The organism is Streptomyces sp. NPDC031111, from assembly GCF_055570675.1.
Genome location: NZ_JBVIGS010000006.1, coordinates 143,962 through 163,888 on the forward strand (window position 1 = coordinate 143,962; position 19,927 = coordinate 163,888).

The window sequence follows — 19,927 nt, forward strand, 5'->3', positions numbered from 1 at the left end:
GCGGTCACGTCCACCGAGGATGTCGGGCCGGCGCCAACCACGGGTTGCGACAGGCCGGACGTCCCCTTACGGCTGGGCAGCGGCCGGGGGAGCGGCGCCGCGCCGCCCTTGACCTCAATCATGCTTGAGGTCCTACTGTCGCGGTCATGAGCATGGAGACCACAGCGTGGACACAGCTGCGCAGCGTCATGACCGCCGAGGACGGACACCGCCCCCTCACGCGGGAGACGCTGCGCCGCATCGGAGCCTTCGCCCGCCCGCACCGCCGCCGTCTCGTCCTGTTCGTCCTCCTCGGCACGGCCACCGCGGCGCTCGCCGTCGCCACCCCCGTGCTCGCCGGGCGCGTCATGGACACCATCGTCTCGGACGGCGACGAGGGCACGGTGGTCCGGCTGGCGCTGCTCATCGCGCTGATCGCGGTCGTGGAGGCGGTTCTCGGCGTACTCGGCCGCAGGCTGTCGGCGGCGCTCGGCGAGGAACTCATCCTCGATCTGCGGACCGCGGTCTTCGACCATGTGCAGCGGATGCCGGTGGCGTTCTTCACACGTACGCGTACGGGAGCGCTCGTCTCCCGTCTCAACAACGACGTCATCGGAGCCCAGCGGGCCTTCAGCAACACCCTGTCGACCGTCGTCGGCAATCTGGTCACCCTGGTGCTCGCCCTCGCCGTGATGCTCACCCTGTCCTGGCAGATCACCCTGCTCGCGCTGGTGCTGCTGCCGGTCTTCGTGGTCCCGGCCCGGCGCATGGGCCGCCGCATGGCCGGAATGCAACGTGAGGCCGCCGCCCTGAACGCGGCCATGGGGACCCGGATGACGGAGCGGTTCTCCGCACCCGGCGCCACCCTGGTGAAACTGTTCGGGCGGCCGGAGGAGGAGTCGCTGGAGTTCGCGGTGCGCGCCCGCCGGGTGCGGGACATCGGCGTGCGTACGGCCACGGCGCAGACGGTGTTCATCACCGCGCTGACCCTCGTCTCCGCCCTCGCCCTGGCCCTGGTCTACGGCCTCGGCGGCCGGCTCGCCCTCGGCGGCACCCTGGAGCCGGGCGCCGTCGTGGCGCTGGCACTGCTGCTGACCCGGCTGTACGCGCCGCTCACCTCGCTCGCCGGGGCACGGGTGGAGGTGATGAGCGCGCTGGTCAGCTTCGAGCGGGTCTTCGAGGTGCTGGACCTCGAACCGCTGATCCGGGAGAAGCCGGACGCCCGCGAGGTGCCCGAGGGCCCGGTCTCCGTCGAGTTCGACGACGTCCGCTTCGGCTACCCGTCCGCCGACAAGGTCTCCCTGGCCTCCCTGGAGGAGGTCGCCACCCTCGATCCGCGCGGCGGCGACGAGGTCCTGCACGGCATCTCCTTCCGCGCCGAGCCGGGGCAGACCGTCGCCCTCGTCGGCTCCTCCGGCGCGGGCAAGTCCACCATCGCCCAGCTGCTGCCGCGGCTGTACGACGTCGACGCCGGCGCCGTACGCGTGGGCGGGGTCGACGTCCGCGACCTGACCGCCGGGTCGCTGCGCGCCACCCTCGGCATGGTCACCCAGGACGGTCACCTCTTCCACGACACGGTCCGCGCCAATCTGCTGCTGGCCCGCCCCGACGCGAGCGACGCCGACCTGTGGGGCGCCCTGCGCCGGGCCCGCCTCGACGCCCTCGTACGGTCCCTGCCCGACGGCCTCGACACGGTGGTCGGCGAACGCGGCTACCGGCTCTCCGGCGGGGAGCGCCAGCGCATGACCATCGCCCGGCTGCTGCTGGCCCGCCAGCGCGTCGTCATCCTCGACGAGGCCACCGCCCACCTGGACAACACCTCCGAGGCGGCCGTGCAGGAGGCGCTCACGGAGGCGCTGGCGGGCAGGACGGCGGTCGTGATCGCGCACCGGCTGTCCACCGTCCGCGCCGCCGACCTCATCCTGGTGGTCGAGGCCGGCCGGATCGTGGAACGCGGCACGCACGAGGAGCTGCTGGCCGAGGACGGCCGCTACGCCGAGCTGTACCGCACCCAGTTCGAACAGCAGTCGGAGGACGCGGTGGCGGCGTAGGTCCGCCCGGAGGGCGGGTCTCACGGCGCCCGGTGCGTGCTCTCCGGGGTCCCCCGGCGGATGCTCGTCCCGCGCCCACGAGGCAGCGGGGAGCATGCCGTGCGCGACTGCTCGGACCCTCCAGAGGACACCGGCGGCTCTCACCGCGCCCGCGTGCCGGCCCCGGCGGTCCCCGGCAGCGGACCTCGCCGGCCCGGCCGCGCGGCTCCGATGGCGGCCCCGGCCGCCCTTGCCGTCACCGGCGCGCCGGTCCTGCTCGATGGCGAGCGTCGAGGTGCCGGTGTCGGCGTGAGGGCACCGGAATTCCGCGGAGGGGAGGGCCGTCCGGAGGTGACGGTCCTTCCCTCCGCGTGCTCTCACCGGGCCCGTGTGCCGGCCCCGGCGCGGTCCTGGCGGTCCCCGGCAGCGGACCTGGCCGGCCGGGCACCGCCGCGGCCACGACCGCGGCCCCGGCCGCCCTTGCCGTCACCGGCGCGCCCGTCCAGCTCGATGGCGAGCGGCGAGGCGGTCAGGACCGACGAGTACGTGCCGACGCCGATGCCGATCAGCAGGGCGAGCGCGAAGTCGGTGAGCGAGTCACCGCCCAGCAGGGCCAGCGCGGCCAGGATGAAGATCACACCGATACCGGTGTTGACCGTGCGGGGCACCGTCTGGAGGATCGCCCGGTTGGTGACCTGGGCCAGCGGTGCCTTGCCGTCCTTCCGCCACAGCTCGCGGATCCGGTCGAAGACCACGACGGAGTCGTTCACCGAATAGCCGATCACCGTGAGCAGCGCGGCCAGGAACACGCCGTCGATCGGCTTGCCCAGCCAGGCGAAGACGCCGGTGAGGATGATCACGTCATGGGCCAGCGCGCTCACCGCGCCGGCCCCGAACATCCAGCGGAACCGGAAGGCCAGGTACAGCAACTGGGCGCCGAGTGCCAGGCCCAGCGCGATCAGCGCGTTGCGGCGCAGCTCGTCGCCGAGGCTCGGGCCGATCAGCTCGTCGCGCACCTTCTCCGCCCCGTCGCCGATCTCCCCGACGGCGTCGGCCACCTCGACCGCCTGCGCGTTGGTCAGCTCCTCGGTGCGCACCGTCAGCTTGTTGTCCCCGGAGGACTGCACGACGGCCTGCGGGAAGCCGGCGTCGGCCAGGGCCTCACGGGCGCGGTCCGGGTCGACGGCCGTACCGGTGGAGTACTCGATGAGCCGCCCGCCGGTGAACTCCACACCGAAGTTCAGCCCGCGCACCGCGATGCCCGCACCGGCGACCACGAGCACCACGGCGGACAGCGCCAGCCAGCGGCGCGGGCGCCGCATCAGCTGCGGATCACGGCGGGTGAGGTAGGCGCGCACCCGGCCGATGGAGGCCAGACCGGTGACCCCGGGGCGCCGGTGCACCCAGCGGCGGGCCACCGCGAACTCCGCCAGCACCCGGGTGATCACCAGCGCGCTGATCATGGAGGCGAGGACACCGATGCCCAGCGTGACACCGAAGCCCTTCACCGGACCGGAGGCCAGCAGGAACAGCAGCGCCGCCGCGATCAGGGTCGTGACGTTGGAGTCCGCGATGGCGCTGAAGGCACCCCGGAAACCGGCGGTCAGCGCCGAGCGGCCGCTGGGCCGGTTGCGGTTGCCGTACTCCTCCCGGGCCCGCTCGAAGACCAGGACGTTGGCGTCCACCGCCATACCGATGGCCAGCACGAAACCGGCGAGACCGGGCAGGGTCAGGGTCGCGCCGAGGGCCGCCAGACCGGCGTAGGAGATGAGGCCGTAGCAGAGCAGGGCCAGCGTGGCCAGCACACCCATGAGCCGGTAGACGACGACGATGAAGACCGCGGTCAGGGCGGTGCCGACGACGGCCGCCCAGGCGCTGGCCTCGATGGCCTCGGCGCCCAGCGTGGGGCCCACCGTCCGCTGCTCCACCGTCTCGACCGGCACCGGCAGGGCACCGCCGTGCACGAGCAGGGCGAGCTCCTTGGCCTCCTCGCTGGTGAAGGACCCGGTGATCTGGGTGGACCCTCCGGTGATACCCGCGCCGCAGGCGACCGACGGGTCGACCTGGGGCGAGGAGATGATCTTGTCGTCCAGCACGATCGCGACCCGGCGCTGAGGGTCCCCCGCCGGATGGCAGGCGGCCTCACCGGTCAGCCGGGCCCATCCCTTGCCGTCCTCGAAGTCGACGGTGACGTGCCAGCCGGCGCCGCCCTGCTGGTCGAAGAGGGCCTCGGCGCCCTTCACGTCCTGGCCGGTGAGCGAGGCCGGGCCCAGGCGGAGCCGCTCGCCCGCCTCGTCGGGCAGGACCTGTTCGCCCTTCGGCAGCGTCTTGTCGGACCCGGCTCCGGGGCCGAGCACCGGATGGACGGAGAGCTGGGCGGTGCGGCCCAGGACGTCGGCGGCCTGCCGCGGGTCCTGCACACCGGGCAGTTCGACGATGATCCGGTTGTCACCGGAACGGACGATGCTCGGTTCGGCGACGCCGAGCGCGTCGACCCGGCCGCGCAGCACCTCCAGGGTGCGGTCGGTGGCCTCGGCGTCGGCATCGAGGGTCTCGGTGGAGCGGGTCTCCAGCACGATCTGGGTGCCGCCCCGCAGGTCCAGCCCCAGACGGACCGGAACGGTGACGGCGATGAACACGGATACGGCGATCACGGCGAGCGCGAACAACGCCCTGACGCGGGCGGGACGTTTCACAGATGCCTCCAGCAGGCACGCGGAAAGGAGAAAGAGGGAATCTCAGGTGCTGGAGGTCATGGGCGGGGCCCGGCCCAGATCCGACGGCATGTGCGCGGCGGCGGGCGGCGCGTGCCCGGCCACCGGCGCGGGACGCGCCGGCCGGGGCGGAACAGGCGGGGTGTGCGCGGCGGTGAAGAGCAGATGCCCGGCGGGCACCGTCCGCTCACCGAGGTCCCGCTCCGGCCTGGCGAGCGGGGTGCGGGCACCGACGTAGGCGTCGTCGCCGTACGGACGGGTGTCGGAGGAGTACGCCGACGGGGCGGGGGACGTGGACGCGAACGGCGTCGTGGCGGGGACGAGTTCCGTGCCGCAGACGACCCCGAGGGTCAGCAGCACGGCCGCGAACGCGGCGAGGGCCGCCGAGGCGGCCCGGAACGGAAGGGCGGAGCGTCCCCGCCGGCCGGCCGTCAAGGCTCCACGAGCCCGGCGCGGATGGCGTAACGGGTCAGTTCGAGGCGGTCCCGCAGCCCCAGCTTGTGCAGCAGGTTCTCCCGGTGCCGCTGCACCGTCTTGACGCTGATGAACAGCAGCTCGGCGATCTCCTTCGACGAATGCCCCTCGGCGACGAGCTTGAGCACCTCCTCCTCACGCGGGGTCAGCAACTGCTCGGGCGCCTCCTCGCCGTGCCGGACCCGGTCCAGGTAGTTGCGGATCAGGGCGGTCACCGCGCCCGGGTACAGGAACGGCTCGTCCCGCATCGCGGCCCGGCAGGCGGCGACCAGATCGCGGTCCGCGACGGACTTCAGCACATAACCGCCGGCCCCGGCCTTGAGCGCCTGGAACAGGTACTGCTCGTTGTCGTGCATCGTCAGCATCAGGATGCGCAGCCCCGGCTTCAGCGCGGTCAGCTCACGGGCGGCCTGGAGACCGGTCAGCCGCGGCATGGCGATGTCCAGGACGGCCAGATCGACGTCGTGGCGGCGGGCCAGGGCGATCGCCTCCGCACCGTCACCCGCCTCGGCGACCACCTCCAGGTCCGGCTCCCGGTCGAGGATCAGCCGCACACCGCGCCGCACCAGCGCGTGGTCGTCGGCGAGCAGGATCCGGATCGGCGCGCCGGTCCGGTGGTCGTCGTGGGTGTCCTGGTGGTTCATGACTGCTTCCTGACGGCCGGCACGGTCAGCCGGACACGGGTCCCGGTTCCTGTCGCGGAGACCCCCTCCGGGCTCCGGATGTCCAGCATGGCCCCGATCAGCAGGGCCCGTTCCCGCATACCGCGGAGTCCGGCACCCTCCCGTGCGGCACCGATGCCGCGCCCGTCGTCGCTCACCTCGAGAACGACGCCCGCGTCGGAGCCGCGCAGGCTCACCTCCACGCACCGCGCCTCGGCATGCCGCGCCGCGTTGGTCAGACTCTCCTGCGCCACCCGGTAGATCACCAGCTCCGTCTCGTGGTCGAGAGCGGGCAGATCCGAGTCGAAGCGGCGCAGCACACGCAGCCCGGTGTGCGTGGCGAACTCGGTGGCGAGCGAGGTGACCGCACTGACCAGGCCGAGATCGTCCAGTACGCCGGGACGCAGCCGGCGCACCAGCCGGCGGACTTCGTCGAGGCTCTCCCGGGTGATCTCCTGCGCCTGCTGAAGCTCCCCGCGCAGCGGCTCCGACGCCTCGTCGGAGGCCCGCTTCAGCGCCAGCAGCACGGCGGTCATGCTCTGCCCGACCTCGTCGTGCAACTCCTGGGCGATACGGCGCCGCTCGCCCTCCTGGGCGAGGATCGCGCGGGCGCTGCTCGCGACGCGTTCCCCCTCCAGCCGCTCCAGCATGGAGTTGAACGTGCTGACCAGCTCGGCGACCTCACCGCCGCCGCGCACGGGCAGCCGCTGACCGGGGCGCAACAGGTCGACCGTGGTCATCAGCCGCGTCACCCGGTCCAGCGGGGCGAGCCCGATGCGCAGCAGGGCCGCGTTGGCGACGAGCATGACGCCGAGCCCGCCCACCAGGATCACCGCCTCGGTCAGCAGCACCGGCACGGACACGGTCACCGGAGCCCACAGCAGCAGCGCGGTGGCGCTCCCCAGCACCACCGCGTTGAGCCCGAAGATCCGCCAGTACAGGGACACGGAGGTCACGCCTTCCTCTTTCTCGTCTGCCTCTACTGTCGGTCACCGTGCCTTCCGACGCGGCAGCGGCCCCTGGTCCCGGCGGACACCGGCCAGGGTGCACCGGGGACGGCCCCCCGGTCGATGGGCCCCGCGACCCATTTCCCGCGGCCCGCCCGACCCATGCCGGACGGGGTGGGTCCTCGGACCCCGCACAGATGGGTACCGCGCCCGATGGGCGCGACGACGGAACCGGGCGAGGCTGAGGACAACACCCTTACGTCACCGAGGAGGACCGGCCGTGTCGCTCGACCTGCCCCGTACCGAGAACCGTTCCGCCAACCTGGCCGCCGACGAGGTCCGTCAGCGCCTCGAACACGCCCGCACGACCCGGCTGGCGCAGCTCAAGGCCCTGGACGAAACCGGGCAGAGTCCCGACGACCACCTGATGTCGACGCAGAAGGACGCCATCAAGCGCGTCCTCGCCGAGATCGAGGACGCCTTCGCCCGCGTCGACGACGGCACCTACGGCACCTGCCTGGGCTGCTCCAAGGCCGTGCCGCCGGAGCGGCTGGAGATCCTCCCCCACACCCGGTACTGCGTCGCCTGCCAGCGCCGCGCCGTCTGACCCTCACCGCCCGTCCTTCTCTCCCGCTCTGCCCAAGGGGTGCAGTGGTGACCCACCAGACCATCGGCGAGCGCGACACGGTCCTCACCCCCGAGGACCTCGCCGCGCTGCGCGAGAACCTGCACGAGCAGCGGCTGTTCCGGCAGGAGCAGCTGCGGCAGTTCGCCGTCCACGCCTCGACCCGCGCCGACGACCGGCGCCGGCAGGCGGACGCCGCCCGGCTCGAGGTCGGCGTCAAGCTCGCCGCCTCCGCCCGCATGGTGCTCGCCGACGTCGAGGCGGCGCTCGACCGGATGGACTCCGGGCAGTACGGAACCTGCCACCTGTGCCGCCGGCCCGTCGAACGCCACCGCCTGCTGATCGTCCCCCAGGCCCGCTACTGCGGGCGCTGCCAGCAGGTGAGGGAGGCCGGCCGGTGACCGTGATCCGGCGTCCCCGCCCGGCACCGGCACGGCACCGGCTCTGGCCGCCGTGCCGGCGCTGCTCGGGTATCGCGCTCGACCTGGGCAGCGCCCGCACCCGCGCCTGGATCGCCGGGCGGGGCATGGTCCTCGACGTGCCCACCGTCACCTTCCCCGGCTCGGGCGCCGTCCACCCCATCCAGCGCGGCACCATCGTCGACACCCCCGGCACGGCCCGGATGCTGGACCGGCTGCTCGGGCATCGGCTGCCCCGCATGGGCCGCCCGCTGGTCGTCGTCACGGCGCCGGTCCTGGACGGGCTCGCCTTCCGCACCGAGGCCCGCACGGCCGTCGAGGTCCTCCGCCCGCGCGCCGTACTGACGGTCCCGGGCGCGCGGGTGGTGGCCCTGGCCGCGGGTGCCGACCACGTCCGGCCCCTGCTGGTGGTCGACATCGGCGCACACCTCACGGAGGTGGTGCTGCTCGCCGACGGCGCGGTCACCGACGCCCGCCGCACCGCGCTGGGCACCACCGACCTCGCCGACGGCACGGCACCCGGCGACATCACCGCGGCGGTGGTCGACATGGTGACCACGATGCTGCGGCAGGACCGCACCGCGCTCACCCGTACCGCGCTGCGCCGGGGTGTTCTGCTGGCCGGCGGGGGAGCGCTGCGCCCCGACGTCACCCGCGACCTCCCCGGCAGTCTCGGCTGCCCGGTCCAGCAGGTGCCGTCCCCGCACACCGCCGCCGTCCGGGGCGCCGCCGGCCTGCTCGCCGCGGCGCACCACCACCCCTCGGTCACCGGAACCGTCTGACCCACCCAGCTGCCTGCGACCCCCACCGGAAGGAGCCGTGACGTGGCGGGCGAGATACCTCCGGCACAGCCGCCCCCCGGCCCGCCCGCGCGCCCCCTGCTGTGGCGCTGGCGGCCCAACCCGTTGAGGCGGCGCACCGACACCCTCCAGGCCTGGTTCGGCCTCGGGGTGCTGATCGTCGTACTGGCCGTGGCCCCCGTGGCCGCGCTCCTCGTGGGCGACGCCGCCCGCGGCCACTACGAGGCGACCGCGCGCCACCAGGACCAGACCCGGTACGAGACGGACGCGACCCTCACCCGGGACGCGCCCCGCCACCCCGAGCCGGGGTCGGACGAGGAGAAGAAGACCCGCTACCCGGTGGAGGTCCGGGTCGTCACCCGGGAGGGGCGGACCCGCACCACACGGGCGGAGGTCCAGCCGGGACTGACCGCCGGCAACACCGTCCGCATCTGGGTCACCGCCGACGGCGAGGCGACGGAGCCACCGCTCTCCCGCCGGGAGGTCCGCAGCCGCGCCATGGGCTGGGCCCTCCTCGCCGCCATCGGCGTCGCCCTCACCGGCGCCGCCGCCCACGCCCTGACCGGCCTCGCCCTGCGCCGCCGCAACCTCGCCCACTGGGACACCGCGTGGGCGGAGACGGCCCCGCGCTGGACGACCCCGACCTGACGCGGCCCCGTCGAAACATTCGGTGATGGCTCATCACACTTCGACGTCTGATGGCGGCACATCGCTCTCTCGAACAGGTCGACCGGTTCAGTAGATGGAGCGACCTGCGAAAACAAGGATCATGCCTCAATTTTGATCAAGCGAAGATTTCGAAACATTCACCGAAACTGTTGACGGTTGACGCGCACAGACCAACACTGTCCGGCATCGACCTCCCCATCGAGCCGTCACAGGAGGCGCACCACATGAACGTGTTCGTTCACCCGCGGGGCCGCAGACGCGGCCGTCTGCTGTTCAGCATCAGAAGTGCCTGGACCATCGCGCTGGCCGCCGTCAGCGCCCTGCTCCTGACCGCCACGACCGCCACCGCGGCCGTCACCACCAACCAGACCGGCACCAACAACGGCTGGTGGTACTCGTTCTGGACCGACGCCCAGGGAACGGTCTCCATGGACCTGGGCTCCGGCGGCAACTACAGCACCCAGTGGCGCAACACCGGCAACTTCGTGGCCGGCAAGGGCTGGAGCACCGGCGGGCGCAAGACCGTCAGCTACTCGGGCACCTTCAACCCGTCCGGCAACGCGTACCTGACGCTCTACGGCTGGACCACCGGCCCGCTCGTCGAGTACTACATCGTCGACAACTGGGGCACCTACCGTCCCACCGGCGAGTACAAGGGCACCGTCACCAGTGACGGCGGCACGTACGACATCTACAAGACGACCCGGTACAACGCCCCCTCGATCGAGGGCACCAGGACCTTCGACCAGTACTGGAGCGTCCGTCAGTCGAAGCGCACCGGTGGCACCATCACCAGCGGCAACCACTTCGACGCGTGGGCCCGCCACGGCATGAACCTGGGCAACCACAACTACATGATCATGGCCACCGAGGGCTACCAGAGCAGCGGCAGCTCCAACATCACGGTGAGTGAAGGTACCAGTGGCGGCGGCGGTGGCGGCGGTGGCAACACCGGCGGCTGCACCGCGACCCTGTCGGCCGGTGAGAAGTGGGGCGACCGGTACAACCTCAACGTCTCGGTGAGCGGCTCCAGCAACTGGACCGTGACCATGCGGGTGCCGTCCCCGGCGAAGGTCTCCTCCACGTGGAACGTCAGCGCGTCCTACCCCGACAGCCAGACGCTCGTCGCCAAGCCCAACGGCAGCGGCAACAACTGGGGCGCCACGATCCAGACCAACGGCAACTGGACCTGGCCGTCGGTCTCCTGCAGCGCCGGCTGACCCGCGGACGAGGAGGACCTCTCACATGAGCACCGGAAAGCGACAGCCGGTCACCCGGTACCTGGTCCCGGGTCTGGCCGTCGCGGCACTGACCCTGGCAGGCACCATGACCTCGACCGTCAACGCCACCCCGGCGCGGGCCGCCGCCTGCAACGGATACGTCGGACTCACCTTCGACGACGGCCCGTCGACCAGCACCACCCCGAGCCTGCTCAACGCGCTCAGGCAGAACGGGCTGCGGGCCACGATGTTCAACCAGGGCCAGTACGCCGCCGCCAACCCGTCCCTGGTCAAGGCCCAGGTGGACGCCGGCATGTGGGTCGCCAACCACAGCTACACCCACCCCCACATGACCCAGCTGAGCCAGTCCCAGATGGACTCGGAGATCTCCCGCACCCAGCAGGCGATCGCCGCGGCCGGCGGCGGCACACCGAAGCTGTTCCGCCCGCCCTACGGCGAGACCAACTCGACGCTGCGCGCGGTCGAGTCCAAGTACGGCCTGACCGAGGTGATCTGGGACGTCGACTCGCAGGACTGGAACAACGCGAGCACCGACGCCATCGTCCAGGCCGCCTCCCGGCTCACCGACGGCCAGGTCATCCTGATGCACGACTGGCCGGCCAACACGATCGCCGCGATCCCGCGCATCGCGCAGAACCTGGCGTCGCGGGGCCTGTGCGCCGGCATGATCTCCCCGCAGACCGGCCGCGCCGTGGCTCCCGACGGCTCCGGCGGGGGAGGGGGCGGCGGTGGCGGCGGCACCGCCTGCACCGCGACCCTGTCCGCGGGCAGCCGCTGGGGCGACCGGTACAACCTCAACGTCTCGGTCAGCGGCGGCAGCAACTGGACGGTGACCATGAACGTGCCGTCCCCGGCGAAGGTCACCGCGACCTGGAACGTCAGCACCTCCTACCCCAACAGCCAGACACTCGTCGCCAAGCCCAACGGCAGCGGCAACAACTGGGGAGTGACGATCCAGGCCAACGGGAACTGGAACTGGCCGACGGTCTCCTGCACCACGAGCTGAACGGGAGGGCGAGCCGCGGCGGCGGCTCGCCCTCTCCCGCCGGGTCACCCTTCCCCGGCTCCCCGGCCCAGATGCTCACGGAACCAGTCCGCGGCGAGTGCGGCGACCTGCTCCAGCGCGCCGGGCTCGGGGAACAGGTGCGTGGCGCCCGGCACCACATGGATGCGGTGCCGCGCGGACAGCTTGGCGGCGGCCTGGCGGTTGAGGCCGAGGACCGTCTCGTCGTCACCGCCCACGACGAGCAGCACCGGACACGCGACCAGGTCGAGCGCGTCGCCCGCCAGATCCGGGCGTCCGCCCCGCGACACGACCGCCGACACCCGCTGGGGCCGCTCCGTGGCCGCCACCAGCGCCGCCGCCGCTCCCGTACTCGCCCCGAACAGGCCCACCGGAAGGTCCACGGAGTCCGGGCGCCCCTCCAGCCAGTCGACGGCGTGCGCCAGCCGCCGGGCCAGCAGACCGATGTCGAAGCGGTGCCGGCCCGTCGCGTCGTCCTCCCGCTCCTCCTCCGGGGTCAGCAGGTCCAGCAGCAGCGTGCCGAACCCCACCCCCTGCAACGCGGCGGCGACCGCCCGGTTGCGGGGGCTGAGCCGCGAGCTGCCGCTGCCGTGCGCGAACAGCACCATGCCACCCGCCCCGGCCGGGATCTCCAGGTCCCCGGGCAGCGCCGCCGCGCCCGAGGGGACCATCACGGATTCGGAGACCATGCCCGGTCACCTCCTGTGGGAACGCGCACCCGTCAGTCCGTGTCCTCGGTGGCACGGCCGACGGGCAGCAGGCCGCCGATGTCCTTGGGCAGCGCGGCGGCCACCTTCTCCGTCAGCTCCGGAGTGAGAGCGGCGTCGAGTACCTCCAGTACGGCGGCGGCCTCGCGCACCGCCGCGTCCTCGTCCGTCTCCGCCCGCCCGGCGATCCGCCCGGCGAACGTGGTCAGGTCGAAGCGCTCGCCCGAGGTGGTCTGCCGCATGGGCGCGGCCAGTGTCGGCGGCAGCTGGGCGGCCACATGGCCCGCCAGCCCGGACGGCAGCCGCTCGGCCAGCGTGCTCAGCACGGCGGCCGTCGCCCGCTCGGACGATCCCCGGTCCGGCAGCCGCGTGAGGGCCTGCACTTTTCCGATGAACTCATCGTGCTGCATGAGGCGGTGTCCTTCCTCATGGTGCGATCGTCGGCGGTTGGGCAACGGGCGAGTACCCGCAATGCGTGCCCACCAACGAAGACCGGTTTGTCACCGCCGGCGAGGGCTACCCGCCGGTCCGGAGGAGGTGTCGCCGTGCCTGACCGACGTACTGGCCCCCACCGCGAGCCGGTCTCCCGGGCCCGTTCCGGAACGATCGGCCGCCGCTTCCCGCGGACCGGCACCGAACCGGTCACCGCGCGCAGCCCGCTGCGGCTGCGCCTGCTGCTCGCCGCGGTCTTCCTGCCCCTCTTCGTGGCGGGAACCGCCCTGTTCGGCACCTGGGCCGCGGGGTCGGACGCCGGCGACAGCCCCGGCCGCGGTCCGCTGATCCTCCTCGCCGTCGTCTGCGGAGTACTCGCCCTGACCGCACTCCTCGACCTACTGGTCGTCCTACGCCGCCTACGCCGGGAACGGGGCGCCGCCCCCTGATGCCGCCCGTGCGACTCGCGCACCACCAGTTCTGAGGGCAGCGAGCGCCGTCTGCGCCGGGACCGGGGCGCCGCGCCCTGATCACACCGGGGGCGCCGTCCGTGCGACTCGCGCACCACGGTTTTGTGGGTAGCGAGCGTCGTCTGCGGCGGGAACGGGGCGCCGTCCCCTGATCGCTCCGGGGGGCGCCGTCGGTGCGACTCGCGCACCAGCGGTTTTGTGGGCGGCGAGCGCTGTCTGCGGCGGGAACGGATTGGCGCCCCCGGGTCGCACCGGGGGGCGCCGTCGGTGCGGCCCCGCTCAGGACGGCTCGCGCACCCGCGGTTTGTGGGCGGCGAGCGCTGTCTGCGGCGGTACCGGATCGTCGCCCCCCGATCGCACCGGGGGGCGACGTCCGTGCCGCCCGCTCACGACGACTCGCGCACCACCAGTTCCGTGGGCAGCGTCCGCTGCTGGCGGGGGCCGCCGTGCTGGGTGATGCCGGTGAGGATTCTGGCCATGGTACGGCCGATCTCCTCCACCGGCTGGCGCACCGTCGTCAGGGGTGGGGCGGTGTGGCGGGCGAGGATGGAGTCCTCGAAGCCGACGACCGCCACATCGCCGGGCACCTGCCGCTTCTGCCGCCGCAACTCGGCCATGGCGCCGACCGCCATGAGGTCGGACGCGGCGAAGACGGCGTCCAGATCCGGGGCGCGTTCAAGTAGCGAACGCATGGCCCGGCAGGCACCCTCCTCCGTGAAGTCACCCTCCTCGATCAGGCGTTCGTCCGCGGGCGCCCCCGCTTCCCGGTGGGCGGTGCGCCAGCCGGCGAGCCGGCTGCGGCCGACGTCCATGTCCAGCGGTCCGGTGATCGTGGCGATCCTGGTCCGGCCGCGGTGCAGCAGGTGCCGTACCGCCGCGGTGGCTCCTCCGGCGTTGTCGGAGTCGACGTAGCTCAGCCGCTCGTCCGCGTCGCGCCGGCCGGCCAGTACGGTGGGCAGGCCCATCTCGTCCAGCATGCCCGGCAGCCGGTCCTCGGCGTGCACGGACACCAGCAGGACGCCGTCCACGCGGCGCGTCGCCACCGACTCGGTGAGCTGGTCACGCTCGGCCTGGTCGCGCACCAGCATCAGCTGCAACTGGGTCCGGCTCTCCGCGAGGGCGCCGCTGACGCCGCGGATCAGCGCGGCGAAGAACGGCTCCGAACCGAGCCGGCTCTCCGATTCCGGGATCACCAGGGCCACCGCGTTGGTGCGGTTGGTCACCAGGCCGCGGGCGACCGAGTTGGGAACGTAGTTCAGCTCCTTGATCGCGGCCAGCACCCTCGCGCGGGCGTCGGCACTGACGAGGTCCGATCCGTTGACGACGCGCGAGACCGTGGTGCGGCCGACGCCGGCGCGGGCTGCGACCGTTTTGATGGTCGGACGGCGGTTGCCGGTCATGTGCTCCCCCCTGGGCGGCCGCGGCGGCGATGCCTGCCGCGGAGGTGACCTGCGGCAATTCTTGCAGACGCCGCCGTCGGCGCAGCACCCCCCGGGGTCGGGGCGGCCGCCGCGCGGAGGGATCCGCGGAGAGAAGTTGGTTTCAAGTTATTGACAGACCTATCCACTTGCCATGAGTCTTCGTTGCGCGGTGGGAACGTGCCCACCCCGAGTTGGGTACGTTCCCATCCTTATCAGAGCCGCTGTAGTCATCGCAGAACTCGTCACTCCGATGTGTCAGCGCCGTCGCTAGGAGGAGATCCATGGGCACTCTCGGTTCGTTGCGCAGGAAGGCGGTGGCGACGTCCGCGGCCGTCGGCGCGCTGGCGCTCGTCGTCGGCTGCGGCGGCAGCGACGACTCGGTCACCGGCGGTGGCAAGAAGGACGGCAAGGTCACCATCACCATGGGCATGTACGGGGTGATGGGGATCAAGGAGACGGGCCTTCTCGAGCAGTACGAGAAGGAGAACCCCAATGTCGACATCAAGGAAGAGATCGCCGGTGACGAGCAGACGTACTACACCGCGCTCCAGACCAGGCTGGCCGCAGGCAAGGGCCTGAAGGACATCCAGGGCATCGAGATCGGCCGGGCCAAGGAGATCACCGAGACCCAGTCGGACAAGTTCGCGGACTTCTCCGACGTGGCGGGCACCGACCACTTCCTGCCGTGGAAGGAGTCCCAGATCAGCACCGCGGACGGCAAGGTGCTGGGCCTGGGCACCGACATCGGCCCGATGGCCGTCTGCTACCGCAAGGACTACTTCGAGCAGGCCGGCCTGCCCACCGACCGCGAAGAGGTCGCCAAGCTGTGGGAGGGCGACTGGAAGAAGTACGTCGAGGTCGGCCGCACCTTCAAGAAGGACTTCAAGGGCGACAAGGTGGCGTACATGGACTCGGCCAGCGGCCTGTTCAACGCCATGGTCTACGGCTACCCCGAGCAGTACTACAACGAGAACGGCGACCTGATCTACGACAAGAACCCGGCCGTCAAGGAGGCCTGGGCCCTCTCCGCCGACGCCGGGGAGGAGGGTCTGACCGCCAAGCTCCGCCAGTTCCAGCCGGGTTGGGACCCCGGTCTGGCCAACGGCACCTTCGCGACCGCCGTGTGCCCGGCGTGGATGCTCAGCCACATCAGCGAGAAGGCCGGTGAGGCGAACAAGGGCAAGTGGGACGTCGCCAAGGCCCCCAAGGGCGCCAACTGGGGCGGGTCCTTCCTCGGCGTGGTCGAGCAGAGCCCGGTGAAGGAGGAGGCCAAGAAGCTCGTCGCCTGGCTGACCGCGCCCGAGCAGCAGGCCCACATCTTCAAGGAGATCGGCAACATCCCGTCCTCGGCGAAGGCGCTGGAGACCGCCGACGTCCAGAACGCCAAGTCGGAGTACTTCAGCGACGCGCCGATCGGCCAGATCTTCGGTTCCGCCGCCCAGGAGATCCCGGACAAGCAGGTCCTCGGCCGCAAGGACGGCACGATCAAGGACACCTTCTCCCAGGGCCTGGCCCTGATCGAGCAGGGCACCGCGCGTGACGAGGCGTGGAAGACCACCACGGAGCGCATCGAGAAGGCCGTCGGCTGACCCGACGCCTCCCGCAGCTGCCCGGGCCCGTTCGGCACCCCGCCGACGGGCCCCGGGCACGGCTCAACCGTTCGCTCTCAGGAAGGAAGTCCGGTGGCCACCTCCACCACCAAGGCCCTGGCCGGCGAGGAGCCTCCCGGCCCGCCCCGCACGACGGGCGGTGCGTCGACCGCGCGGCGGCGCGGCGCATGGCTGCACCGGCTGGACGTCAAGGGCGCGCCGTACGCGTTCGTCGCGCCGTTCTTCGTCGTCTTCGCCGCGTTCAGCTTCTACCCCCTCGTCTACACGTCGTGGATCTCCCTGCACCGTGTCGAGCTCGCCACCCTCGACGTCATGGAGTGGGTGGCGTTCGACAACTACGTCGAGCTCTGGGGCGACGAACGCTTCTGGAACGCACTGTCGAACACCATCACCATCGGCGTCATCTCCACGGTGCCGCAGCTGCTGATGGCGCTCGGCATGGCGCACCTGCTCAACTACCGGATGCGCGCCTCGCTGTTCTTCCGCGTCGCCTCGCTGGTCCCCTACGCCACCTCGGTCGCCGCCGCCGCGCTCGTCTTCACCATGATCTTCGAGCGTGACTTCGGCATGATCAACTGGGCGCTGGGCTCGGTCGGCATCGACCCGGTGAACTGGGAGGCCGACAAGTGGCCCGCGCAGGTGGCGATCTCCACCATCGTCATCTGGCGCTGGACCGGCTACAACGCGCTGCTCTACCTGGCCGCCATGCAGGCCATCCCGGCCGAGCGGTACGAGGCGGCCTCCCTCGACGGCGCCTCCCGCTGGAAGCAGTTCACCCACGTCACCGTGCCCGGGATCCGCTCCACCATCGTCTTCACCATCGTGCTCTCCACGATCGGCGCCACCCAGCTGTTCGGCGAACCGCTGATCTTCGGCCAGGGACCCAACGGCATCACCGGCGGCGCGGACAACCAGTACCAGACGCTGGGCCTGCTGCTGTACGAGGAGGGCTGGAAGAACTACCAGATGGGCCGCTCGGCGACCGTCGCCTGGGCGATGTTCCTGCTGCTCGTCCTCGCCTTCGTCGCACAGCGCCTGATCAAGCGCCTGCGCTCCCGTACGTCCTGACCTGGAGTCGCCATGACCACCAACAGCCTCCCGGTCCGGACGGACGCCCCGGCCCGGACCTCCGCCGAGAAGCCGGCGGGCCGCGGCGGCCGCCGGCTGCTGCGCCAGCGCGCCGGCCGCCAGCACCACGCCGGACCGCTGGCCTACGTCCTGCTCGTCATCATGGCCGTGCTGTCCCTCTTCCCGCTGTACTGGACGATGGTGGCGGCCTCCACCGACAACACCCGGGTCAGCCAGACACCGCCGCCGTTCCTGCCCGGCCCGAACCTGTTCAGCAACCTCGCCCGGGCCTGGGACGAGGCGGCCATGGGCAAGGCCATGATCAACAGCCTGATCGTGGCCGGCGTGATCGCCCTGTCCACGGTGATGTTCGCGACGCTGGCCGGATTCGCCTTCGCCAAGCTGCGGTTTAAGGGCCGAAACATCCTGCTCATGCTGGTGATCGGCACCATGATGGTGCCGCCGCAGCTGGGCGTCGTACCGCTGTTCATGATGATGGCCGAGCTCGGCTGGTCCCAGCAGCTGCCCGCCGTCATCTTCCCCACGCTGGTGAGCGCGGTCGGCGTGTTCTTCATGCGGCAGTACCTCTCGGAGGCGCTGCCGGACGAACTCGTCGAGGCCGGACGGGTGGACGGGGCGCACTCGTTGCGCATCTTCTGGAGCATCGTGCTGCCCGTCGCCCGGCCCGCGATGGCGGTCCTGTTCATGATCACCTTCGTGCACGCCTGGAACGACTTCTTCTGGCCGTTCGTGGTGCTCGACATGACCAACCCGACGGTCCCCGTCGCCCTCACCCAGCTCAGCGCCGGCTACGTCCGCGACCAGTCGCTGATCATGGCGGGCGCCCTGCTCGGCACGCTGCCGCTGCTGGTGATGTTCGTCGTCTTCGGCCGTCAGATCGTCAGCGGCATCATGGCGGGCGCCGTCAAGGGCTGACCCCGCCGCGCCCCGCTCCCACCAGGCCCTCGCCTGCCAACCCCCGTTACCCCGAAAGGACTTACGTGGTCACCGCAGCACAGCAGACCCCGTCCGCCCCGGACGCCGCCCGCACCTTCCCCAAGGGCTTCCTCTGGGGCTCCGCGACCGCCTCGTACCAGATCGAGGGGGCCGCCGCCGAGGACGGCCGTACGCCGTCCATCTGGGACACCTACGCCCGCACCCCGGGCCGGGTCCGCAACGGCGACACCGGTGACATCGCCACCGACCACTACCACCGCTGGCGCGAGGACGTCGCCCTCATGGCCGAACTCGGCCTGGGCGCCTACCGGTTCTCCCTCGCCTGGCCCCGGATCCAGCCCACCGGCCGGGGCCCCGCCGTGCAGAAGGGCCTGGACTTCTACCGGCGCCTCGTCGACGACCTGCTGGACAAGGGCATCCAGCCCGTCGCCACCCTCTACCACTGGGACCTCCCCCAGGAGCTGGAGGACGCCGGCGGCTGGCCCGAGCGTGCCACGGCCGAGCGCTTCGCCGAGTACGCGGGGCTCGCCGCGGACGCCCTCGGCGACCGGGTGAGGACCTGGACCACCCTCAACGAGCCCTGGTGCAGCGCCTTCCTCGGCTACGGCTCCGGAGTGCACGCCCCCGGCCGCACCGACCCGGTCGCCGCGCTGCGCGCCGCCCATCACCTCAACCTGGGCCACGGCCTGGCCGTCCAGGCACTGCGGGACCGCATCCGCCCCGACGCCCAGTGCTCGGTGACGCTCAACATCCACCACGTCCGCCCGCTCACCGGCAGCGAGGGCGACGCCGACGCGGTCCGCCGGATCGACGCGCTCGCCAACCGGGTCTACACCGGCCCGATGCTTCAGGGCGCCTACCCGGAGGACCTGTTCAAGGACACCGCCGCACTGACCGACTGGTCCTTCGTGCGCGACGGCGACCTCGAGAACATCCACCAGCCGCTGGACTTCCTCGGCGTCAACTACTACTCGCCCACCGTCGTCTCCGAGGCCGACGGCACGGGCACCCACAATTCGGACGGACACGGCAACAGCCCCCACAGCCCCTGGCCGGGCGCCGACAAGGTCGCCTTCCACCAGCCGCCCGGCAACACCACCGCCATGGGCTGGGCGATCGACCCCAGCGGCCTGTACGACCTGCTGCGCCGGCTGTCCGCCGACTTCCCCCGGATGCCGCTGGTCATCACGGAGAACGGCGCGGCGTTCGACGACTACGCCGACCCCTCCGGGAACGTCAACGACCCCGCCCGGATCGACTACGTCCGCGGTCACCTGGCCGCCGTCCACCAGGCCATCGTCGACGGCGTGGACGTGCGCGGCTACTTCCTGTGGTCGCTGCTGGACAACTTCGAGTGGGCCCACGGCTACGGCAAGCGCTTCGGCGCGGTGTACGTGGACTACCCGACCGGCACCCGCATCCCCAAGGCCAGCGCCCGCTGGTACTCCGAGGTGGCCCGCACCGGCGTCCTGCCCGGCGCCTGACTCCCACGGAAAGGGGGGCCGGCGCCCGCGCCCGGCCCCCCGGACCACCCCCTGGGCAGCAACGCCGCCGCAGGCGGTAACGTTCCACGAAACTTTCGCCCATCGCTGCGATCCGATGGGTCCGACAACACTCTTCACACGGCCCGGCACTCAGGGTTGACGGCGTGAAGGGCGGCCAATACGGTGGCGCGACG

19 protein-coding genes are annotated in these 19,927 nt (G+C 72.0%); 12 read left to right on the top strand and 7 right to left on the bottom strand.

Going from position 1 to position 19,927, the window contains the following annotated elements:
• Window positions 1-146 precede the first annotated feature (146 nt).
• Window positions 147-2,030 carry an ABC transporter ATP-binding protein gene (locus tag ACZ470_RS15110; protein ID WP_468427336.1) on the top strand — a complete coding sequence of 628 codons (1,884 nt, stop codon included), beginning with the start codon at window positions 147-149 and terminating at the stop codon, window positions 2,028-2,030.
• Window positions 2,031-2,386: 356 nt separating this feature from the next.
• Here ACZ470_RS15110 and secD read toward each other — a convergent pair whose 3' ends face one another.
• The 4 genes from secD to ACZ470_RS15130 are packed head-to-tail and all read right to left on the bottom strand — an operon-like array spanning window position 2,387 to window position 6,806.
• Window positions 2,387-4,705, bottom strand: a complete 2,319-nt coding sequence (gene secD / locus ACZ470_RS15115) for a protein translocase subunit SecD (RefSeq protein ID WP_468427337.1) — start codon at window positions 4,703-4,705, stop codon at window positions 2,387-2,389.
• A gap of 42 nt (window positions 4,706-4,747) precedes the next feature.
• The gene (locus ACZ470_RS15120; RefSeq protein ID WP_468427338.1) at window positions 4,748-5,158 is read right to left on the bottom strand and encodes a hypothetical protein; all 411 of its coding nucleotides are present in this window, start codon (window positions 5,156-5,158) and stop codon (window positions 4,748-4,750) included.
• Window positions 5,155-5,841 (bottom strand): response regulator, encoded by a 687-nt coding sequence (locus ACZ470_RS15125; protein ID WP_468427339.1) that lies wholly within the window; start codon window positions 5,839-5,841, stop codon window positions 5,155-5,157. The genes ACZ470_RS15120 and ACZ470_RS15125 overlap by 4 nt, the downstream gene beginning before the upstream one ends.
• A complete protein-coding gene (locus tag ACZ470_RS15130; protein ID WP_468427612.1) occupies window positions 5,838-6,806 on the bottom strand; it encodes a HAMP domain-containing sensor histidine kinase in 969 nt (322 codons plus the stop codon). Before ACZ470_RS15130 ends, ACZ470_RS15125 begins: the two co-directional genes overlap by 4 nt.
• Window positions 6,807-7,086: 280 nt before the next feature.
• On the opposite strand from ACZ470_RS15130, the gene ACZ470_RS15135 reads away from it, so the two are divergent.
• The 6 genes from ACZ470_RS15135 (at window position 7,087) to ACZ470_RS15160 (ending at window position 11,566) form a co-directional block, all read left to right on the top strand.
• Window positions 7,087-7,413, top strand: coding sequence for a TraR/DksA family transcriptional regulator (locus tag ACZ470_RS15135; RefSeq protein ID WP_468427340.1), 327 nt, complete (start codon window positions 7,087-7,089; stop codon window positions 7,411-7,413).
• Between the two features lie 47 nt (window positions 7,414-7,460).
• On the top strand, window positions 7,461-7,832 hold the full coding sequence (locus ACZ470_RS15140; protein WP_468427341.1) for a TraR/DksA family transcriptional regulator: 372 nt from the start codon (window positions 7,461-7,463) through the stop codon (window positions 7,830-7,832).
• The gene (locus ACZ470_RS15145; RefSeq protein ID WP_468427342.1) at window positions 7,829-8,632 is read left to right on the top strand and encodes a hypothetical protein; all 804 of its coding nucleotides are present in this window, start codon (window positions 7,829-7,831) and stop codon (window positions 8,630-8,632) included. Before ACZ470_RS15140 ends, ACZ470_RS15145 begins: the two co-directional genes overlap by 4 nt.
• 42 nt (window positions 8,633-8,674) lie before the next feature.
• Window positions 8,675-9,298 carry an Rv1733c family protein gene (locus tag ACZ470_RS15150; protein ID WP_468427343.1) on the top strand — a complete coding sequence of 208 codons (624 nt, stop codon included), beginning with the start codon at window positions 8,675-8,677 and terminating at the stop codon, window positions 9,296-9,298.
• Window positions 9,299-9,543: 245 nt separating this feature from the next.
• Window positions 9,544-10,539, top strand: a complete 996-nt coding sequence (locus ACZ470_RS15155) for a glycoside hydrolase family 11 protein (protein ID WP_468427344.1) — start codon at window positions 9,544-9,546, stop codon at window positions 10,537-10,539.
• A gap of 25 nt (window positions 10,540-10,564) precedes the next feature.
• Entirely contained in the window at window positions 10,565-11,566 is a 1,002-nt protein-coding gene (locus ACZ470_RS15160; protein WP_468427345.1) for a polysaccharide deacetylase family protein, read from the top strand.
• A 44-nt stretch (window positions 11,567-11,610) separates the two neighbouring features.
• Here ACZ470_RS15160 and ACZ470_RS15165 read toward each other — a convergent pair whose 3' ends face one another.
• On the bottom strand, window positions 11,611-12,273 hold the full coding sequence (locus ACZ470_RS15165) for a dienelactone hydrolase family protein (protein WP_468427346.1): 663 nt from the start codon (window positions 12,271-12,273) through the stop codon (window positions 11,611-11,613).
• 32 nt (window positions 12,274-12,305) lie between these two features.
• Window positions 12,306-12,701, bottom strand: coding sequence for a DUF2267 domain-containing protein (locus ACZ470_RS15170; RefSeq protein WP_468427347.1), 396 nt, complete (start codon window positions 12,699-12,701; stop codon window positions 12,306-12,308).
• A gap of 135 nt (window positions 12,702-12,836) precedes the next feature.
• On the opposite strand from ACZ470_RS15170, the gene ACZ470_RS15175 reads away from it, so the two are divergent.
• Window positions 12,837-13,172, top strand: coding sequence for a DUF6343 family protein (locus tag ACZ470_RS15175; RefSeq protein WP_468427348.1), 336 nt, complete (start codon window positions 12,837-12,839; stop codon window positions 13,170-13,172).
• 407 nt (window positions 13,173-13,579) lie between these two features.
• On the opposite strand, the gene ACZ470_RS15180 is transcribed toward ACZ470_RS15175, so the two are convergent.
• On the bottom strand, window positions 13,580-14,593 hold the full coding sequence (locus ACZ470_RS15180) for a LacI family DNA-binding transcriptional regulator (protein ID WP_468427349.1): 1,014 nt from the start codon (window positions 14,591-14,593) through the stop codon (window positions 13,580-13,582).
• Window positions 14,594-14,895: 302 nt separating this feature from the next.
• Here ACZ470_RS15180 and ACZ470_RS15185 point away from each other — a divergent pair, with 302 nt between their 5' ends.
• From ACZ470_RS15185 to ACZ470_RS15200, 4 genes are all read left to right on the top strand, one after another.
• On the top strand, window positions 14,896-16,203 hold the full coding sequence (locus ACZ470_RS15185) for an ABC transporter substrate-binding protein (protein WP_468427350.1): 1,308 nt from the start codon (window positions 14,896-14,898) through the stop codon (window positions 16,201-16,203).
• A gap of 93 nt (window positions 16,204-16,296) precedes the next feature.
• Window positions 16,297-17,292 (top strand): carbohydrate ABC transporter permease, encoded by a 996-nt coding sequence (locus ACZ470_RS15190; protein ID WP_468427351.1) that lies wholly within the window; start codon window positions 16,297-16,299, stop codon window positions 17,290-17,292.
• Between the two features lie 12 nt (window positions 17,293-17,304).
• Window positions 17,305-18,228, top strand: a complete 924-nt coding sequence (locus ACZ470_RS15195) for a carbohydrate ABC transporter permease (protein WP_468427352.1) — start codon at window positions 17,305-17,307, stop codon at window positions 18,226-18,228.
• 65 nt (window positions 18,229-18,293) lie between these two features.
• Window positions 18,294-19,733: a GH1 family beta-glucosidase gene (locus tag ACZ470_RS15200; protein WP_468427353.1), complete on the top strand. Its 1,440-nt coding sequence runs from the start codon at window positions 18,294-18,296 to the stop codon at window positions 19,731-19,733.
• Window positions 19,734-19,927: the final 194 nt, after the last annotated feature.

Excerpts from the sequence above, each read along its gene's own strand:
- ACZ470_RS15110 (WP_468427336.1), top strand. The coding sequence starts at position 147 with ATGAGCATGGAGACCACAGCGTGGACACAGCTGCGCAGCGTCATGACC.
- ACZ470_RS15125 (WP_468427339.1), bottom strand. The coding sequence starts at position 5,841 with ATGAACCACCAGGACACCCACGACGACCACCGGACCGGCGCGCCGATC.
- ACZ470_RS15155 (WP_468427344.1), top strand. The coding sequence starts at position 9,544 with ATGAACGTGTTCGTTCACCCGCGGGGCCGCAGACGCGGCCGTCTGCTG.
- ACZ470_RS15160 (WP_468427345.1), top strand. The coding sequence starts at position 10,565 with ATGAGCACCGGAAAGCGACAGCCGGTCACCCGGTACCTGGTCCCGGGT.
- ACZ470_RS15165 (WP_468427346.1), bottom strand. The coding sequence starts at position 12,273 with ATGGTCTCCGAATCCGTGATGGTCCCCTCGGGCGCGGCGGCGCTGCCC.
- ACZ470_RS15170 (WP_468427347.1), bottom strand. The coding sequence starts at position 12,701 with ATGCAGCACGATGAGTTCATCGGAAAAGTGCAGGCCCTCACGCGGCTG.
- ACZ470_RS15180 (WP_468427349.1), bottom strand. The coding sequence starts at position 14,593 with ATGACCGGCAACCGCCGTCCGACCATCAAAACGGTCGCAGCCCGCGCC.
- ACZ470_RS15185 (WP_468427350.1), top strand. The coding sequence starts at position 14,896 with ATGGGCACTCTCGGTTCGTTGCGCAGGAAGGCGGTGGCGACGTCCGCG.
- ACZ470_RS15195 (WP_468427352.1), top strand. The coding sequence starts at position 17,305 with ATGACCACCAACAGCCTCCCGGTCCGGACGGACGCCCCGGCCCGGACC.